Source organism: Cryobacterium sp. SO2, assembly GCF_026151165.2.
Taxonomy (GTDB): domain Bacteria; phylum Actinomycetota; class Actinomycetes; order Actinomycetales; family Microbacteriaceae; genus Cryobacterium.
The window spans coordinates 2590304-2606171 of the sequence record NZ_CP117849.1; the positions used below are offsets into that span (position 1 = coordinate 2590304).

Genomic DNA, 15868 nt, shown 5'->3' on the forward strand with positions numbered 1-15868 from the left:
CCCGAAAACCGGAGGTTTTTGGGGTTTTTCTCACGGCTCGCGGGCTAGATGGTTTGGGAGAGGACAAGAGTGGCGATCAACACCGTGGCGGGGGCCACTACCAGGCCGAGGAGCATGTAGCGGCGCCAGGAGATCTCCACCCCCAGGCTGCTCAGGCGCTGGTGCCAGAGCAGCGTCGCCAGCGACGCCCACGGCGTGATCAGGGGCCCGGCGTTCACGCCGATCAGCAGCGCCACCAACCGTGCGGGCGAGTTCGCCACCGGCTCGAGCGCGAGGTAGGCCGGCAGGTTGTCGAAGGCGTTCGCGCCGACCATGCCCGCCCCGGCCAGCCGCAACAGGCTGAGCGGGTCGTCGCCGGATCCCGCCGCGGCGTCGAGGAGCTCCCCCAACCCCAGTTCGTGCAGCGCCGCCATCACCAGGAAGAGGCCGGAGGCCAGCAGCACGAGTGGCCAGGGCACCAGCCCGAGACTGAGGGTCTTTCGGTCGAGCACGAAGAAGATGACCGTGAGGATGAGGGCCGCCTGCACCGCGGGAATCCACACCGGCACGCCGGACACCAGCGCGGGGATGAGCGCCACCACGGTGACCGCGCTGGTGCCGAACAGCACGGGGTTGGCCACGCGGGTGGTGGGCGCCACCTGATAGCCCATCCGCAGCGGGCGCCGGCAGACCAGGTAGATGGCCACGACGGTCACGAGAATCGCCGTGAGGGCCGGCGCGCCGGTGAGCCAGGCGAATTGGATCGGGCTCACCGGATGCCCGAGAAGATCGCCGAGGCGTCCCTGGGCGAGGAGGTTGGTGAGGTTCGACACCGGCAGCAGCAGGGAGGCCGTGTTCGCCAGCCACACGGTGGTCAGGGCGAAGGGCAACGGGCTGAGCCCGACGTGCCTGGCCATCACCACCACCACGGGTGTGAGCAACACTGCCGTCGTGTCCAGCGACAGGAAGACCGTGCTGAGCACGGCCAGAACCACGACCAGCAGCCACAGTAGCCAGGTGCGTCCCCCGGCCCAGACCGTCAGCCGTTCCGCCACGAACGTGAAGACCCCGGCCGCCGCCGCCAGCTCGGCCACGACGGTGATCGCGACGACGAACACGAGAATGGGCAGCACCCGGTCGATGAGTTCGACGGTGGCGGGCCACGGCAGGATCCCGGTGATCGCGGCTATGATTCCCGCACAGAGCAAGACCGCCCCGATGATCGCCGTTCGCATCAATCTCCTTCGACCATCTGGGCGCCGACTCGCGTGATCGACGACCACCCCGGTAGCGTAGAACCAGGAGGACCACATGCGGAAGTTTTTGTTCAACAGCGCCATGATCGGCGTCGTGGCCGGCGGTTGGAATATCGTGCAGGCCACCAGGCACGGACCGAGGGATTGGCGTCTGCTGCTCACCTGGATCGGCTGGGGCATCAGTGTGGCCGTCGCCGTCGGCAACGTCGTGAAGGACGCCGACGAGAAGTCCCTGAACAAATAGGGAATCACGAATACGGCGTATTCGCCCCGCGAGTCCGTCTTCTGCGGCGTGTCCACCCCCTCGTTCGCAGTCAGGACGGGGAAACTGGACTTCTCACGTTGTTAGAAGGAAGGGGCTCACGATGTTCGGTCGTCGACGTCGCACCGCACCCGTCGTTCAGGCACCGGTTGCGCCCGCCCTGCCGGAACTCAGCCGTGCCCAGATCTTCGAACACCTGCACAGCGCCCTCGCCGACCTCGTCGGCTCTGACGGTGCCTGGACCCTGGTTCCCCGCCAGGCCGGGGACACGGATGTGATCTTCCACGGGCTCAAGGCCCACCAGATCGCGGCCGCACTCACCGAGATTCTCGCGACCGAGACCATCCGTCTGCGCACCGAAGAGACCGCGCCGCCGGCGAACATCGCCGAACCGCGCACAGACACGCCCGCTGAGGGCATCGCCGCCGCCGACATCGCCGCTGCGAACACCGGCGCCGTGCTGGTGGCCTCAGGGGCAGAGCCCACGGCACTGCCGTGGAACCCGGCCCCCATCTCGGTCTGGGCCGAGCAGCACGACGGCGCTCGCGCCGGCACGTCCCCGCGCCTGGTGGCCTAGCACCCCTGCCTGTAAGCACTGGCTGGTCGGCACCGGTATTCAGCCGCGCCGTGTGAGGATATCTGCATGGCTCTGCACATCGAGGACTACGCACTCCTGAGCGACTGCCACTCGGCGGCCCTGGTCGGCCGGGACGGCAGCATCGACTGGCTGTGCCTGCCGCGGTATGACTCCGGATCGATGTTCGGCGCGTTGCTCGGCTCCGAAGACCACGGCCGCTGGCTGCTCGCCCCCGCAGATCCCACCGCCACCTGCACCCGCTCCTACGTGGGTGAGAGCTTCATCCTGTCGACGGTCTGGACCACACGCACGGGCAGTGTGGAGGTGACCGATTTCATGCCGCACGGCGACGGCCGAGCCGATGTCGTGCGCACGGTGCGCGGCCTCTCCGGCAGCGTCGAGATGATCCAGGACCTTCGGCTGCGGTTCGGCTACGCCACCACGGTGCCGTGGGTGCGGCAGCTGCGCCACGAACGCACCCCCGGCCTCGTCGCCGTGGCCGGCCCGGATGCCGTGGTGGTGCGCGGCCCTGCCCTGCACGCCGCCGACCACCGCCACGAGGCCCGGTTCACGGTGTCCGTGCACGAGAGCCTCACCGTGCAGCTCACCTGGTACCCCTCCCACCTCCCCCTGCCGCCGGCGCTGGATGTGCGGAGCGCCTACGACAGCACGGCGGACTGGTGGGCGAGCTGGGCGGACAGCTGCACCCACGAGGGTCCGTTCCGGGAGGCCGTGGTGCGTTCGCTTCTCGTTCTTCGGGCACTGACCCACGAGACCACCGGCGGCATCGTGGCCGCGGCCACGACCTCCCTGCCCGAGCACGAGGGTGGCAACCGCAATTGGGACTACCGGTACGTCTGGCTGCGCGACGCCTCGCTCACCCTGTCGGTGCTGCTCTCGCACGGCTACGAGCTTGAAGCCGAAGACTGGCGTGGCTGGCTGTTGCGCGCCATCGCCGGCGACCCGAACGACCTTCAGATCATGTACGGCCTGTCCGGCGAGCGGTACCTGCCCGAACGCGAGCTCACCAGCCTGCCCGGCCACCGCGGCGCGTCGCCGGTGCGGGTGGGCAACGGCGCCGTCGCCCAATTCCAGTCAGACGCCGTGGGCGAGGTGATGGTGGCCCTGCACGAGGCACGCGCGGCCGGGGTGGAGGAGACCGAGTTCTCCTGGCCGCTGCAGCTCTCCCTGATGGCCTACCTGGAGGAGAACTGGCAGCGGCCCGATCAGGGGATCTGGGAGGTGCGTGGCCCGGCCCGCGAGTTCACCCATTCCCGCGTGATGGTGTGGGCCGCGTTCGACCGGGCCGTGCGCGGCGTCACGGAGTACGGCCTGCCCGGGCCCGTCGCGCGGTGGCGGCGGATCAGGGACGAGGTGCGCCGCGACATCGAGGAACGCGGCTTCAACCTGGCGCGCGGCTGCTACACCCAGTATTTCGGCAGCGAGGAGGTCGACGCGTCGCTGCTCGTGCTGCCTCAGGTGGGGTTCTGCGCCGCCGACGACCCCCGCATGCTCGGAACGGTGAGCGCCATCGAGGCCGACCTGCTGCGCGACGGCCTGGTGCTGCGCTACACCACCCACGCGGCCCTGGACGGCCTCGAACCGGGTGAGCATCCGTTCCTGGCCTGCTCCTTCTGGCTGGTGGAGCAGTACGCCGCCTCCGGCCGCACCGAGGAGGCACGAGCCCTGATGACGCGGTTGGTGGGTCTGGCCAACGACGTGGGGCTGCTCTCGGAGGAATACGACGTGGCGACGGGGCATCACGCCGGCAACACGCCACAGGCGCTGACCCATCTGACCCTGGTGCGTGCCGCCGACGCCCTGGTGGCCGCGATGGCGCGGAGCGCCCTGGCCTGACCCGCGGAGTGCGGGTGGGCGAATCAGGTGCGGCAGGTTGATCAGGAGGAACTGCTGCGGTTACGGGTGGCGACGCCGTAGATGAGCAGCACGATGATCGAACCCAGGATGGCGATCACCCAGGTGCGCAGGTCGAAGAACGACCCCATGTTCACACCGAAGATCAGGCCGGCCAGCCAGCCGCCCAACAGGGCGCCGACCACGCCGAGCAACAGGGTGATGAACCAGCCGCCGCCCTGGGTGCCGGGCAGGATCAGCTTGGCCAGGGCGCCGGCCAGCAGGCCGAGGAGGAGAAAACCGAAGAATCCCATGGGGACAGCCTTCCGTGACCCGGCTTCGGCGGACTCGCCGGCCGGCTGTGTCGATCATAAAACCGTCGGCGTCGGGTGGATAGGCGCGACGACGGGCGAGCGTGCGTTGCCGGCGGCCCCGGCGGGAATCAGAGTTCTGCCACATTCTTTGTAGGTATTCCACTGCGCTGCCCTGGCGCCGAATTCTAGATTGAAAACCATGACCGCGCCCCAGAACTCACCCCGCCAGAGCACGTCCCGCCTGAGCGTGCGCGACCTCGCGCAGATCGCCATCTTCGCCGCCCTCATCGCGGCCCTCGGCTTCCCCGGTGCGATCTCCCTGGGTGCCAGCACGGTGCCGATCACCTTCCAGACTCTCGGCGTGATGCTGGCCGGCGCCATCCTCGGGGCTCGCAAGGGCTTCCTGGCCGTGCTGCTGTTGCTGGTCCTCACCGCCGCCGGCCTGCCACTGCTGTCCGGCGGCCGTGGCGGCCTGGTCTGGTTCACCACCTCCCCCTCCGCCGGGTACCCGTACGGTTGGCTGCTGGGCGTCGCCGTGATCGGCCTCCTCACCGCCTGGCTGCTGCCGCGCTACCCGTTCTGGCCCGCTCTCGGCGCGACAGCGCTCGGCGGAATCGTGGCCGTCTACCTGATCGGGGTTCCCGTCACGGCCATCAACCTGGGCCTGCCGCTCTGGGCCGCCCTCGTCGACAGCGCGAAGTTCCTGCCGGGCGACCTCGTCAAGGTCGTCGTGACGGTGCTCGTCGCCAAGCAGGTGCACAAGGCCTACCCGGGCCTCATCACTCCGCGTCGCGCCGCGCCGGCGACGCTGCCGGCCGGGGACGTCCAGGCGCGAGCGTGAGCACTGCGGGCATCCGTTTCGAGGGTGTGTCGCACGGCTTCGACGACCGGCCCGTGCTGCGCGGAATCGACCTGCACCTGACCGAGCGCCGCATCGGCATCGTCGGCGCCAACGGCAGCGGCAAGTCCACGCTGGCTCGCATGATCAACGGCCTCGTCACCCCCACCAGCGGAACCGTGACGGTGAACGGCCTGGACGTTCGCCGCCAGGCCAAGCTCGTGCGACGCGAAGTGGGCTTCATCTTCACCAACCCCGACAACCAGATCGTGATGCCCACGGTGCAGGAGGACGTGGCCTTCACCCTGCGGCGCCGGGGCCTGGACGCCGCCGAGATCGCCGCACGGACCAGCGAAGCACTGGACCGGTTCGGGCTCACGGCACTGGCCGACCGACCTGCCCACCGGCTCTCCGGCGGGCAGAAGCAGCTGCTGGCCCTGGCGGCTGTGCTCGTCGCCGGGCCGAGCATCGTGGTCGCCGACGAGCCGACCACGCTGCTGGATGCCCGCAACACCCGCCTCATCACCGGGCTGCTCGTGTCGCTGACCCAGCAGGTGATCGTGGTGACCCACGACCTCGAGGTCCTCGACGGATTCGACCGGGTGATCGTGATCGACGATGGCCGGGTCGTGGCCGATGATGTTCCCGCCGCAGCCCTCCGGGCGTACCTGAGCCTGCTGTCATGATCGGGCCGTCGTGATCGGGCTCTACCGACCGGGAACCTCGCTGGTGCACCGCGCGCCGGCGCTGCTCAAGCTGGCCGTGCTCGCTGTTCTGATGATGCTGGTCGGTCTGGCGGCCGACCCGCTCGTGCTCGCCGGCGAGCTCGTCGCCGTTGTGGCCTTGTACGCCCTCGCCGCGATGCCGCCCACCGCGGCCTGGCCGCAGATCGGCCCGATCCTGTGGATCCTGCTCTTCGCTGTCCCCGTGCAGGTGCTCGTCGCCGGCGGCTCCGCGGCCGGGTGGACTACAGCCGGTCTGATGGCCGGTCGACTCGTGGTGGCCGTGGCCCTCGCCGCCCTCTTCACCCTCACGACCACGGTCACCGCGGTGCTCGAGGCCTTCCAGGTGATGCTGCGGCCGTTCCGGCGCTGGGTGGATGCGGACAGGGTGGGTCTGCTCGTCGCCCTGACCATCCGCTGCATCCCGCTAGTGGCCGAGATCGTGCGAGAGGTCCTCGACGCCAGGCGGGCCCGCGGCGCGCAGGGGTCGGTGGTCGCCCTGGCCGTTCCGGTCGTCGTACGCTCGTTGTACGCCGCCGATGCGATCGGAGAGGCACTGGCCGCGCGTGGATTGGACGACTGATCACAGTGATGACAGAGCACAGGAACGACGGCGCACCGGAGACACCCGACAGGACCGCCCGCACCCGAACCCGCGCCCGCATCGCATTCGCCGGCTGGAGCGCCCTCACGGCATTGGCGCTCGGAATCGTGGCCATCCTCGTCTGGACCCAGCTGGTCATGCCGGCTGACCGTGCCGCGGCCCAGGCCGTGCTCGACAATCCCGCCGTCACCGTGACCGACACCGACGTCTCCGTGGTGATCGCCCCGGCGGAAAAACCCTCCATCGCCGGCCTGGTCTTCATCCCCGGCGCCAAGGTCGACCCGTATGCCTACCTTGCCACGCTGTCCGGCACCGTGGAGGCGACCGGGATGACAGTGGTCATCACCAAGCCGGTGCTCAACCTGGCCTTCTTCGACCAGCGCCCCCTGGACACCTTCACGGCCGCCGCGCCCGACGTGACGGCCTGGTTCGTGGGCGGCCATTCGCTCGGCGGTGTGCGCGCGTGCATGTACGCCGACGACCCGGCGAACACGGAGGTGGCCGGCCTGGTGCTGTTCGGCAGCTACTGCGCCTCGGCCGTCGATGAGGAACTGCCCGTGTTGAGCATCAGCGGCAGCGAAGACGGGCTCAGCACCCCGGCCAAGATCGAGGACACCGCTGATCTGCTGCCCGACGACACCACTTTCGTGCAGGTCCAGGGGGCCAACCACGCCTCATTCGGCGCCTACGGCGCCCAGCCCGGTGACGGCGTGGCCACGATCACGCCGGCAGAGTCGGCGGATGCCATCACGGACGCGCTCTCCGATTTCGTGGCGCTGCGCTTCATGCAGTCGGACTGATCGGCTGGACTCCGCCGGGTGGGAAATCCTGCTCTTGTCGGCCTCGACGGCCGGGTCCACTATGGCCCGTGTCGGCCAATGCCGCCCCGACCCAGGAGGACCCATGCGCGCCCGCGTCGTCTACGACACCAACTACGGCAACACCCGCACCATTGCGGAGGTGATAGCGACCGAGTTGGGCGGGGGCACCACCACCCTGAATGTGGCCGACGTCACCGAGGCCAGTCTGGACGGCGTCGATGTGCTCGTGGTGGGCAGTCCGATCAACGGCTGGCGGCCGACCGAGAAGATCCAGGCCTGGTTGCGCGCTCTGCCGGCCGGCTCGTTGACCGGTGTGCGCGCCGCCGCGTTCGACACCCGCATCAAGCTCTTCATCCACGGCGATGCCGCCGCCAAGATCTCGCACGGCCTGCACGCGGCCGGCGCCACCATCGTCGCCAAGCCGCAGGGGTTCGTCGTCGTGGGCACCGAGGGACCGCTGGCCCCCGGCGAGACCGGCAAGGCCGGCGCCTGGGCCGCGTTCATCGGCTCGGAGCTGCGCGCGACCGCCTGATCCAGGCCTGGGTACACCAACAGCCCGCGCCGAAGCGCGGGCTGGTGTGTGGAAACGGAGGCTTACTTCGTGAGTGAGTCCACGTATTCCTGGTTGTCTTCGATCCACTTCGCCACGATGGGCTCGTAGTCCTGGCCGTCGTAGTCGACGAACATGGCGGTCTCAAGCGACGTGAGCTGCTCCAGGTCGAGCTTGAAGTCGCCGATCCACTTGGTGGCCTGCGGGAAGTCGGTCGCGAAGTCCTTCTTGCCGTAGGCGTGGATCGTCTCCGCGATGCCGAGGGTGCCCTCGGGGTCTTCGAGGTTCTTCAGGTCGAACGAGCCGTAGGCCCAGTGCGGCTCCCACAGGGTGACGGCGATGTTCTCGCCGGACTTCTCGGCGGCGGTGAGCTCGGTGAGCATCGCCGCGGTCGAGGAGGTCTGGTAGTCCATGTCTTCCAGGCCGTAGGTGGGGATGGTGTTCTCGGTGACGGCCTCGGTGAGACCGGCGCCGGGCTCGATGCCCACCAGACGGTTGTCGAATAGGTCGGCGTTCTCGGCGAGCTCGGCGAGGGTGTCGATCGGCGCATCCGCGTTCACGGCGATGGTGTTCTTGGCCTCGTCGTTCCAGGCCCCGACCTCGGTGATCTCGTCGCCGTACTCCTTGAGGTAGGAGGCGTGGGTGTTCGGCAGCCAGACGTCGAGGTTGAGGTCGTAGTCGCCCGTGGACAGGCCGGCGTAGACCGGGGCGACGTCGGCGTACTCGAGCTCGACGTTGTAGCCCTTCTCGTCGAGGATGGCCTTCCACAGCTCGGAGGCCGCGATGCCCTCGTCCCAGCCGTTGAAGACGGCGATGGTGAGGTCCTTGTTGTCGGAGTTGCCGTCGCCGACGGTCTCGGCTTCGGCCGCGGCGCAACCGGTGAATGCGAGGAGCCCGACGGCTCCGAGTGCCATGACGCTGAGTGAACGGTTCTTCATGTGTTCCTTTCGTGCCGCCGGTGAGGGCGACGAATGGTGCAGGTTCGTGAGGTGTGTGGCGTTCAGGAGGGAACGAGCACACCGGGCCGCTTGGCGGCCTCGATGTCGGCCTGATCGGTCGTCGACGTTCCGGTGGGGGCGGGCTGCACGGGCGTGGCCCTGTGCTTGCGGGCCGCCCTGAGGCGTCCGATCGGCGTGTTGCCGGTGCCGAGCGCTGCCGTGATGCGGTCGAGGAAGATCGCGAGGATCACCACGGACAGGCCGGCTTCGAAGCCCAGCGACACGTCGATGCGGTTGAGGCTGGCGACCACCTGCTGGCCGAGGCCGCCGGCGCCGACCATGCCGGCGATGACGACCATCGACAGCGACAGCATGATGACCTGGTTGATGCCGGCCATGATGGTGGGCATCGCCAACGGCAACTGGATCTGGCGGAGGATCCGCCACGGCGAGGCACCGAATGCCTGGCCGGCTTCGACGACCTCGTGGTCGACGTTGCGGATGCCGAGCTCGGTGAGCCGCACGCCGGGAGCCATGGCGAAGATGATCGTGGCCACGATTCCGGGCACGACGCCGACGCGGAACAGGATCAGCGCCGGGATGAGGTAGACGAACGCCGGCATGGTCTGCATGAAGTCGAGGACGGGCCGGATGATGCCGGACGCCAGGCCGGACTTGGCCGACAGGATGCCCAGCGGCACGCTGAACAGGATCGCCAGGATGCTCGCGACGAGCACCAGAGCCAGCGAGTCCATCGCGTTCTCCCACTGGTCGACGCCCACGATCACGACGAGGCCGACCACGGTGCCCACGGCGAACTTCCAGCCGCGGATCATCAGGCCCAGAGCGGCGGCCACGAGGATGATCACCCAGAACGGCGGGGTGGCGAGAACGAGGTCCACGAGGTCGTAGGCGCCGCTGAAGATGGCGCGCACGAAGTCGAAGAAGAACCCGAAGGTGTCGGTGATGAAGTCGATGAACGAATCGGCCCAGCTCCCGAGCGGGATGCGGAAGTCTGTTGCTGTAATCAGGGCTGCTGTGATGCTCACGGCTGGACTCCTTCCGGCGCGGTCTCGCGCAGGGTTTCGGTGATGATGCTCATCGAGATGGTGGCCGGCGGTTCCATCACCGGCAGCTCGCCGGTGCCGGTGCTCACGTTGCCGAGGGCGGCGAGCAGAGTGACCCTCGGGATGACCCCGAGCAGGCGATTGCGGTCGTCGACAACGGCGATGGGCAGGTCGCTCTCCACGGCCAGCTCGACGAGATCGACCAGCGCGGTGTCGGCGGAAACCGCGGTGGCGTCGAGGATGATCGCGCGCAGGTCGCCGTCGCCGGCCTTGACCTGCTTGAGCACGTCGCGGTCGCGCACGACCCCGGCGAAGCTGCGGTCGCGACGCAACACGAAGGTGGCCGAGGTCTGCAGGTCGCGCATGGTGCGGAGGGCCGCGCGCGGACCGGCGGTCACCGTCACGACGGACCGGGCCGGTTCCATGACACTGCCGGCGGTGAGCACGCGGGCCCTGTCGACATCCTGCACGAACTGGGCCACGTAGTCGTTGGCCGGGTCGGTGAGGATCTCTTCGGGCGTGCCGATCTGCACGATGCGGCCGTCGCGCATGACGGCGATGCGGTCGCCGAGGAACATGGCCTCGTTGAGGTCGTGGGTGATGAAGATGATGGTCTTGCCGAGTTCGGCCTGCAGCTCGATGAGCTGTTCCTGCATCTCACGGCGGATCAGCGGGTCGAGCGCGGAGAATGCCTCGTCCATCAGGAGCACGTCGGTGTCTGCGGCCAGAGCGCGGCCGAGGCCGACGCGCTGCTGCATGCCACCGGACAACTCGGAGGGCAGGTTGTCGGCCCAGCCGTCCAGCCCCACCAGGCGGATGATGGTGCGCGCCTTGGCCAGGCGTTCGTCGCGGGGCATGCCCTGCACCTCGAGGCCGTAGGCGACGTTGTCGATCACGGTGCGGTGCGGCAGCAGAGCGAAGTGCTGGAAGACCATGGAGATGCTCTGGCGGCGCACGTCGCGCAGTTTGGCGGCCGGGATGCCGGTGATCGGGGTATCCCCGACGGTGACAGTGCCGCTGGTCGCCTCGAGCAGGCCGTTGAGCATGCGGATCAGGGTGGACTTGCCCGAGCCGGACAGTCCCATCACCACGAAGATCTCCCCGCGCTTCACCTCGAAGGAGGCGTCGATGACGGCAGCGGTTCCGAGGTGGGCGAGCTCGTCGCGGCTGGCGCCGCCCTGGAGCTTCTTGACGATGTCGTATGGTTTGCGGCCGAACGCCTTGTAGAGCTTGTCCGCCTTGACGGCGATGCCCGGTGTTTCGGTTGTTACTGGTGCTGTGTGCTCCGCCTCACTGGCGGATTTTTCTGCCTTGACGGCAATGATTTCGGTCACGGATTCTCCGGAGCACGCCGAATGGACCGCCTGGACGGTCGACAACACGGGGGCTCGCTGTGTCGGACGGGTAGGCCGAGACCGGCCTCGACACCGGCTACCGGTGTGGGCTGGGGTGACCATGGGGTCACGCCCGTCTGGGCCTCACCGTACGCTCGCGGCCGTCCCAGTCGGGCTGGGGGCTACGCGTTCGCGTCCTGGTGAAGGGTCGTAAGACCAGAAGCGAGCCTAGCATGCGAACGCATGAAAGCCCCCCGGACGAGGGCGGTTTCGACCCTCGTCCGGGAAGCTTAAGTGCAGGTCAGGCATGCTAAAGCCGTGCGCCGGGGATCAGCGCCTGGCCAGCTCGGGCTGCGGCGCGGCGACTTCGTCGCGCGGCACGTCATGGGCGGCATCCGTTGGCTCCGCCACGGTGTGCGCCGCCATCATCGTGGACTCGTCGAACGGCGCGTGCCGGTCGAGCACGAGGTCCACCTGGGCCCGGTCGATCTCCTTGGTCCAGGTGCCGATCAGCACCGTCGCGACGGCATTGCCGGTGAAGTTGGTCAGCGCGCGGGCCTCCGACATGAACCTGTCGATGCCCACGATGAATGCCACCCCGCCGACCAGCTGCGGGGCGTGCGCTTGCAGGCCGCCGGCGAGGGTCGCGAGTCCCGCTCCGGTGACCCCGGCCGCGCCCTTGGACGCGATGATCATGAACACCAGCAGGCCGATCTGCTCCCCCAGCATCAGCGGCTGGCCGAGGGCCGTGGCGATGAACAGCGACGCCATGGTGAGGTAGATCGCCGTGCCGTCGAGGTTGAACGAGTACCCGGTGGGCACGGTGACCCCCACGACCGGCTTGGACACCCCGAGGTGCTCCATCTTGGCGATCAGGCGGGGCAGCGCGGCCTCAGACGACGAGGTCGAGAAGATCAGCAGGTACTCGCGGCCCAGGTAGCGCATCAGCTTGAAGATGTTGACGCCGGTGGCCAGTTTGAGCAGCCCGCCGAGGATCACCACTATGAAGATGATGCAGGTGAGGTAGAACGCAGCCATCAGAGTGAACAGGCTGATCACGGCCTGGATCCCGGTGGCGCCGACGACGGCGGCGATGGCGCCGAACGCGCCGATCGGGGCCAGCCACATCACCATCACGAGAATACGGAAGGTCAGCGCCTGCAGGTGTGCGATTCCGGTGAGGATGGGCTTGCCGGCGGCTCCCATCTTCTGCAGCGCGAAGCCCACGACGAGCGCCACCATCAGGGTCTGCAGGATGTTGCCCGAGGTGAGCGAGGAGATCAGGGTGGTGGGCACGATGCCGAGCAGGAACGAGTGCGTGTCGGCCGCCTCAGGGGCGGTGTAGGTCGCATCCTGCAGGTTGAGACCCTCACCGGGGTGGATGAGGTTGCCGACGAGCAGGCCGATGCCCAGCGCGAAGGTGGACATCACCAGGAAGTAGCCGAGCGCCAGGCCGCCGATCTTCCCGACCGTCGCCGCCTTGGCGATGGATCCGATGCCGAGCACGATGGTGCAGAAGATGATCGGCGCGATCATCATCTTGATCAGCAGCACGAAAACGTCACCGAGCGGCTTGAGCGCAACGGCGAAGCCGTCCGGCCCGCCGAACAGCAGGCCCACCAGGATTCCCAGGCCGACGGCCACGATCACCGCGATGTAGAGGTAGTGGGACTTGTCGAGCCGTTTGCGGGTCGTTCCGCCGGGGCGGCCGGCGCCGCGGGAAGTGCCGCCGCGAGGAATAGCGAATGCCATGTCAGACTCCTTTGTCTAGGCTGTACGGAATCCGGCAGGCGGCCCGAACAGCAGTGGTGAATACACAGTGCGGGACGGGAGGCGTACGGTCACTCTTGCGGTCATATTGGTCACGACGTCGTGACCGGCGGTTTTTCACAGGCGAAAGGACGAGTGCGCGAGATGCACGGGTGGAGCATTGCACGCCGGCTTTTCCTCGCCCACTTCGTGTTCATCGTCGTGCTGGCGGTGTTCGTCGGGACGGCGTCTTTCGTTGATGCCCGCGACCGCGGCTACTCCGAGACGGCCGACCGGATGCTCGCTGTCGCGGCCGCGATCGCCGACAGTCCGCTGGTGGTCACCGCGGCGCAGTCACCGGACCCCACGGCGGCCCTGCAGGCGTACACCCTCGAGGTGACCGAACACGCCGAGCTGGACTTCATCACGATCATGAGCCCGGCCGGCATCCGATGGACGCACCCGGATGCGGGCGAGATCGGCCGGCACTACATCGGCAAGACGGCCCCTGCCGTGGCCGGAACACCGTTCACCGAGGTGACCAGCGGCACGCTGGGCCCGTCGGTGCGCGCCGTCGTTCCCATCGTCGACCCCGACGGCACCGTGGTGGGCCTGGTGGCAGCCGGGGTGAAGACCAGCAACCTGCAGATCGCGCTCAACGCCCGCCTCCCCGCCATCCTGGCGCTCGCGCTGGCACTGCTGCTGGCCGGGTCGGTGGCCACCTGGCTGCTCGGCCGCTATCTGCGCCGGGTCACCCTCGGCTGGGGCCCGGAGGAGCTCGCGCAGCTCTTCGTCTACAACGATTCGGTGCTGCACTCCGTGCGGGAAGGGCTTGTGCTCGTCGACCGCAAGGGCGACATCGTGCTCTACAACGACCAGGCCGCGCAGCTGCTCGGGATCCCGTCCCGGCAAGGCTCCAGGTCCGGTGCCGCCGCGCCGGCGATCGCCGATCTCGACCTCCCGCCCAGCCTCGCCGAGCTGCTGGCCAGCGGGCGCACAGCGCAGGACGAGGTGCATCTCACCGACACCCGGGTGCTCGTGGTGAGCCAGGAACCGGCGGTGCCCACTCCGAGCCGGGTGCGCAGCCGCACCACCCCGATGGGCACCGTCACCACCATCCGCGATCACACCGACCTCGAGTCGCTCGGCACCGAGCTGGCGTCGATGCGCACCCTCTCGGATGCACTGCGCGCCCAGACCCATGAGCACGCGAACCGCCTGCACACCATCGTGTCGCTGATGGAGCTCGGCCGGAGCGCGGAGGCGTTGGAGTTCGCGACCAGGGACATGGCTGTGAGCCAGCACCTGACCGACGAGATGATCGGTTCGGTGGATGAGCCTGTGATCGGTGCCCTCCTGGTGGGCAAATTCGCCCAGGCCGGCGAGTTGGGCGTGCAGCTGACCGTGGACTCCGCCGGCACCCTGGCGGACTCCGGACTGTCGGTGCAGGACCTGGTGACGGTGCTGGGCAACCTGGTGGACAACGCCCTCGATGCCGCCGCCGGAGGCGAGCCTCCTCGACGCGTGGATGTGGCCATCCGCACCGTCTCGGCCGCCCCGGCCCCGCCCGTCGTGGTGATCGAGGTCGCCGACACCGGTCGCGGAGTCGACCCCGACGAGCTCGGCCAGGTGTTCACGCTCGGGCACAGCACGAAAGACCCGGGCCGGTACGGGCGCGGCCTGGGCCTGGCACTGGTGCGCCAGGCGGTGAACCGGCTCGGCGGCAGCCTCACCGTGACGCGGCGCATCGGCGCCGTGTTCACCGTGACGATTCCGCTGCATGCGCCAGCCGCCGAGCCACAGGTGACGCCGAATGCTTGACCAGGAAAGCACGCCGGCCGTGGACGCATCCGACCGGTCGGTGATCCAGGTTCTCATCGTCGAAGACGAACCGCTCACCGCCGAGGCACACGCGGCCTATCTGCAGCGGCTGCCCGGGTTCGAGCACGCCGGAACCGCCGGCACTGGCCAGTCGGCCATCCGCCTGGTTGCCGAAGCCGCGACCACCGGCTCCCCCGTCGACCTGGTGCTGATGGACATGAACCTGCCCGACCTGCACGGCCTGGATGTGTCCCGCCGGCTGCGGGCCGCGAATCTCGAGTGCGACATCATCGCGATCACGGCCATCCGAGACCTGCAGGTGGTGCGCGGCGCCATCTCGGCCGGGGTGGTGCAGTACCTGATCAAGCCGTTCACTTACGCCACCTTCGCCCAGAAGCTCACCACCTACCGGGAGTTCCACCGCCAACTCGGCGAGCGCTCACGGGTGACCAGCCAGGCGGATGTCGACCAGGCGTTCAACAGTCTGCGCACCCCCACGCCGATCACCCTGCCCAAGGGCCTCGCGGAGGGCACCCTGGCAGGGGTGACCGAGTTCCTCAAGGCGCGCAGCGCCCCGGTGTCGGCGGCCGAGCTCACCGACGAGCTCGGCATCTCCCGGGTCACCGCCCGCCGCTACCTGGAGCACCTCGCCGAGGACGGTTCGGTGTTGCGCTCCCCCCGATACGGCACCCCGGGCCGCCCCGAAAACGAGTACACCTGGCGGCGCGACTAGCGGAGCCGAGGCGGCGCCTCCAGGTACACATCGATCGGGTCTTGGCGGTCGACGACGAACCCGTTGCGCTCATAGAGCGTTCGCGCTGGGCTGCCCTGCAGCACATTCAGCCGGAATGGCCGGGTATCACCTTGGGTGGCCATGATCTCCCGGAGCACCTGCCCGCCGATCCCCCGGCCCTGCTGCGCGGGCTGCAGATAGAAGTGTTCGATCCACAGGGCGTCCGTTTCCGGCCGCACAGCGATGAGCCCGGCGCTCGCACCGTCGACGGTGATGACCGAGGTGTGGGCGCTGTCGAAGGCCGCCAGGAAGCGCTGGCGCACCCGCACCGGATCCCACCGGCCGAGCCGCTCGAGGTCGGCACGCATGACGACGGCTCGAAGCTCCGCCATCCAGGACGCGTCGGCCGGGCTACTCGGGGCCAGGGTCCACTCGGTAGTCATGCTGCA

At 68.7% G+C, this 15868-nt stretch carries 17 protein-coding genes; 10 read left to right on the top strand and 7 right to left on the bottom strand.

Going from position 1 to position 15868, the window contains the following annotated elements; genetic code table 11:
• Window positions 1-44: 44 nt before the first annotated feature.
• A complete protein-coding gene (locus BJQ94_RS12105) occupies window positions 45-1214 on the bottom strand; it encodes an SLC13 family permease (protein WP_265400432.1) in 1170 nt (389 codons plus the stop codon).
• 76 nt (window positions 1215-1290) lie between these two features.
• On the opposite strand from BJQ94_RS12105, the gene BJQ94_RS12110 reads away from it, so the two are divergent.
• The 3 genes from BJQ94_RS12110 (at window position 1291) to BJQ94_RS12120 (ending at window position 3931) form a co-directional block, all read left to right on the top strand.
• On the top strand, window positions 1291-1479 hold the full coding sequence (locus BJQ94_RS12110) for a hypothetical protein (RefSeq protein WP_265400433.1): 189 nt from the start codon (window positions 1291-1293) through the stop codon (window positions 1477-1479).
• Between the two features lie 121 nt (window positions 1480-1600).
• The gene (locus BJQ94_RS12115) at window positions 1601-2074 is read left to right on the top strand and encodes a hypothetical protein (protein WP_265400434.1); all 474 of its coding nucleotides are present in this window, start codon (window positions 1601-1603) and stop codon (window positions 2072-2074) included.
• Window positions 2075-2140: 66 nt separating this feature from the next.
• A complete protein-coding gene (locus tag BJQ94_RS12120) occupies window positions 2141-3931 on the top strand; it encodes a glycoside hydrolase family 15 protein (protein WP_265400435.1) in 1791 nt (596 codons plus the stop codon).
• 41 nt (window positions 3932-3972) lie between these two features.
• On the opposite strand, the gene BJQ94_RS12125 is transcribed toward BJQ94_RS12120, so the two are convergent.
• Window positions 3973-4242, bottom strand: a complete 270-nt coding sequence (locus BJQ94_RS12125) for a GlsB/YeaQ/YmgE family stress response membrane protein (protein WP_265400436.1) — start codon at window positions 4240-4242, stop codon at window positions 3973-3975.
• A gap of 199 nt (window positions 4243-4441) precedes the next feature.
• On the opposite strand from BJQ94_RS12125, the gene BJQ94_RS12130 reads away from it, so the two are divergent.
• From BJQ94_RS12130 to BJQ94_RS12150, 5 genes are all read left to right on the top strand, one after another.
• Window positions 4442-5083: a biotin transporter BioY gene (locus BJQ94_RS12130; protein WP_265400437.1), complete on the top strand. Its 642-nt coding sequence runs from the start codon at window positions 4442-4444 to the stop codon at window positions 5081-5083.
• Entirely contained in the window at window positions 5080-5766 is a 687-nt protein-coding gene (locus BJQ94_RS12135; protein WP_265400438.1) for an ABC transporter ATP-binding protein, read from the top strand. Before BJQ94_RS12130 ends, BJQ94_RS12135 begins: the two co-directional genes overlap by 4 nt.
• 10 nt (window positions 5767-5776) lie before the next feature.
• Window positions 5777-6385, top strand: a complete 609-nt coding sequence (locus BJQ94_RS12140; RefSeq protein WP_265400439.1) for a CbiQ family ECF transporter T component — start codon at window positions 5777-5779, stop codon at window positions 6383-6385.
• A gap of 8 nt (window positions 6386-6393) precedes the next feature.
• The gene (locus BJQ94_RS12145; protein WP_265400440.1) at window positions 6394-7206 is read left to right on the top strand and encodes an alpha/beta hydrolase; all 813 of its coding nucleotides are present in this window, start codon (window positions 6394-6396) and stop codon (window positions 7204-7206) included.
• A 103-nt stretch (window positions 7207-7309) separates the two neighbouring features.
• Complete coding sequence (locus BJQ94_RS12150) at window positions 7310-7759, top strand: flavodoxin domain-containing protein (protein WP_265400441.1); 450 nt, start codon at window positions 7310-7312, stop codon at window positions 7757-7759.
• 62 nt (window positions 7760-7821) lie between these two features.
• Here BJQ94_RS12150 and BJQ94_RS12155 read toward each other — a convergent pair whose 3' ends face one another.
• The 4 genes from BJQ94_RS12155 to BJQ94_RS12170 form a co-directional block, all read right to left on the bottom strand.
• Entirely contained in the window at window positions 7822-8715 is an 894-nt protein-coding gene (locus BJQ94_RS12155; protein ID WP_265400442.1) for a glycine betaine ABC transporter substrate-binding protein, read from the bottom strand.
• Window positions 8716-8777: 62 nt separating this feature from the next.
• Entirely contained in the window at window positions 8778-9764 is a 987-nt protein-coding gene (locus tag BJQ94_RS12160) for an ABC transporter permease subunit (RefSeq protein WP_265400443.1), read from the bottom strand.
• The gene (locus BJQ94_RS12165) at window positions 9761-11032 is read right to left on the bottom strand and encodes a glycine betaine/L-proline ABC transporter ATP-binding protein (protein WP_265400527.1); all 1272 of its coding nucleotides are present in this window, start codon (window positions 11030-11032) and stop codon (window positions 9761-9763) included. The genes BJQ94_RS12160 and BJQ94_RS12165 overlap by 4 nt, the downstream gene beginning before the upstream one ends.
• A 414-nt stretch (window positions 11033-11446) precedes the next feature.
• A complete protein-coding gene (locus BJQ94_RS12170; RefSeq protein WP_265400444.1) occupies window positions 11447-12868 on the bottom strand; it encodes a cation:dicarboxylase symporter family transporter in 1422 nt (473 codons plus the stop codon).
• Window positions 12869-13030: 162 nt separating this feature from the next.
• On the opposite strand from BJQ94_RS12170, the gene BJQ94_RS12175 reads away from it, so the two are divergent.
• Window positions 13031-14686, top strand: a complete 1656-nt coding sequence (locus BJQ94_RS12175; protein WP_265400528.1) for a sensor histidine kinase — start codon at window positions 13031-13033, stop codon at window positions 14684-14686.
• Window positions 14679-15419: a response regulator gene (locus BJQ94_RS12180; RefSeq protein ID WP_265400445.1), complete on the top strand. Its 741-nt coding sequence runs from the start codon at window positions 14679-14681 to the stop codon at window positions 15417-15419. Before BJQ94_RS12175 ends, BJQ94_RS12180 begins: the two co-directional genes overlap by 8 nt.
• Here the strand turns inward: BJQ94_RS12180 and BJQ94_RS12185 are convergent.
• Window positions 15416-15862: a GNAT family N-acetyltransferase gene (locus BJQ94_RS12185; protein WP_265400446.1), complete on the bottom strand. Its 447-nt coding sequence runs from the start codon at window positions 15860-15862 to the stop codon at window positions 15416-15418. The two genes, BJQ94_RS12180 and BJQ94_RS12185, sit on opposite strands and share 4 nt — an antisense overlap.
• Window positions 15863-15868 lie beyond the last annotated feature (6 nt).

Bases quoted from the DNA above. Each gene is read 5' to 3' on its own strand.
- BJQ94_RS12120 (WP_265400435.1), top strand. From the start codon at position 2,141: ATGGCTCTGCACATCGAGGACTACGCACTCCTGAGCGACTGCCACTCG.
- BJQ94_RS12145 (WP_265400440.1), top strand. From the start codon at position 6,394: ATGACAGAGCACAGGAACGACGGCGCACCGGAGACACCCGACAGGACC.
- BJQ94_RS12130 (WP_265400437.1), top strand. From the start codon at position 4,442: ATGACCGCGCCCCAGAACTCACCCCGCCAGAGCACGTCCCGCCTGAGC.
- BJQ94_RS12110 (WP_265400433.1), top strand. From the start codon at position 1,291: ATGCGGAAGTTTTTGTTCAACAGCGCCATGATCGGCGTCGTGGCCGGC.
- BJQ94_RS12180 (WP_265400445.1), top strand. From the start codon at position 14,679: ATGCTTGACCAGGAAAGCACGCCGGCCGTGGACGCATCCGACCGGTCG.
- BJQ94_RS12155 (WP_265400442.1), bottom strand. From the start codon at position 8,715: ATGAAGAACCGTTCACTCAGCGTCATGGCACTCGGAGCCGTCGGGCTC.
- BJQ94_RS12175 (WP_265400528.1), top strand. From the start codon at position 13,031: ATGCACGGGTGGAGCATTGCACGCCGGCTTTTCCTCGCCCACTTCGTG.
- BJQ94_RS12115 (WP_265400434.1), top strand. From the start codon at position 1,601: ATGTTCGGTCGTCGACGTCGCACCGCACCCGTCGTTCAGGCACCGGTT.
- BJQ94_RS12170 (WP_265400444.1), bottom strand. From the start codon at position 12,868: ATGGCATTCGCTATTCCTCGCGGCGGCACTTCCCGCGGCGCCGGCCGC.
- BJQ94_RS12105 (WP_265400432.1), bottom strand. From the start codon at position 1,214: ATGCGAACGGCGATCATCGGGGCGGTCTTGCTCTGTGCGGGAATCATA.
- BJQ94_RS12185 (WP_265400446.1), bottom strand. From the start codon at position 15,862: ATGACTACCGAGTGGACCCTGGCCCCGAGTAGCCCGGCCGACGCGTCC.
- BJQ94_RS12150 (WP_265400441.1), top strand. From the start codon at position 7,310: ATGCGCGCCCGCGTCGTCTACGACACCAACTACGGCAACACCCGCACC.
- BJQ94_RS12125 (WP_265400436.1), bottom strand. From the start codon at position 4,242: ATGGGATTCTTCGGTTTTCTCCTCCTCGGCCTGCTGGCCGGCGCCCTG.